At 49.0% G+C, this 831-nt stretch carries 2 protein-coding genes; one reads left to right on the top strand and one right to left on the bottom strand.

The genetic code is table 11. The features are described from left to right. The first annotated feature begins 124 nt into the window (after nucleotides 1-124). Nucleotides 125-658, top strand: coding sequence for a GGDEF domain-containing protein (locus tag A9513_RS34980; protein ID WP_083196134.1), 534 nt, complete (start codon nucleotides 125-127; stop codon nucleotides 656-658). A 63-nt stretch (nucleotides 659-721) separates the two neighbouring features. On the opposite strand, the gene A9513_RS34975 is transcribed toward A9513_RS34980, so the two are convergent. Continuing rightward, on the bottom strand, nucleotides 722-831 hold a 110-nt coding region (locus A9513_RS34975; protein ID WP_141678419.1), incomplete at its 5' end, for an arginine deiminase family protein.

Below are 831 nucleotides of genomic sequence, written 5' to 3'. Positions count from 1 at the left end.
ATGCCCGATTGAGGTCATGACAGAGGTAGTGGCGTTGCAGCATGATGCACCTGCTTCAATCCAGTAACCGTGTTGCACTCAGCTTCTGCAACCGCCTAGTGTAATTCGTTTTCTCTTGGATAGTATGTTTGATCAAGTTATAAGTCTAGAGTCTGGGCGAGATGTTCTGACACGACTCCTTAATCGAAGATGCCTTCAAAGTGTCATGTTGCGAGAACTTAATTATTTGCGCCGCAATGAGTCTTTCTTGTCAGTGTTAACTATAGATATAGATAGCTTCAAATTTATAAATGATAGCTACGGCCATGCAGTGGGGGACGAAGTTATAAAGCGTGTCGCCACCTTGGTTTCTGAGAGCGTTCGTGGTGGGGATTATGTGTTCCGGCTAGGAGGGGAAGAGTTCTTGGTCGTGCTGGTTGAGGCGTCTGAAATCCCGGCTCGTAGAGTTGCAGAGAAAATTTGCAGAAGAGTACAGAAAGAAATTATTTCTATAAATGATGGGCGGAGCATTTCTGTGACTGTCAGTATTGGCGTCGCAGAGTACGATGGTCATCCAGATTATACACGTCTACTTAAGGCTTCTGATGCAGCGCTCTATGTGGCAAAGAGTAACGGTCGTAACCAGGTTGTGGTCAGCTCAAGTCTTCATGTGAACTAAGCGCTGATGGAGCTCAGCGCTATCACAGCCGCTGAGCAAGCACCTTCCAGTGCTACCAGTGAGTTAGTATTCCACGGGATCGCGGATGATTGGACAGGTCATGCAGTGACCGCCCCCACGGCCCCGGCCCAGTTCGCCGGCGCTGATGGTGATGACTTCCACGCCAGCCTTGC

The organism is Pseudomonas sp. AU12215 (assembly GCF_001675465.2).
GTDB classification, from domain to species: Bacteria; Pseudomonadota; Gammaproteobacteria; order Pseudomonadales; family Pseudomonadaceae; genus Pseudomonas; species Pseudomonas nitroreducens.
The sequence above is the reverse complement of the archived record's forward strand: the minus strand, read 5'-3'. Positions and strand labels throughout refer to the sequence as shown.

Coding starts and splice junctions, on each gene's coding strand:
- A9513_RS34980 (WP_083196134.1), top strand. CDS start 125: ATGTTTGATCAAGTTATAAGTCTAGAGTCTGGGCGAGATGTTCTGACA.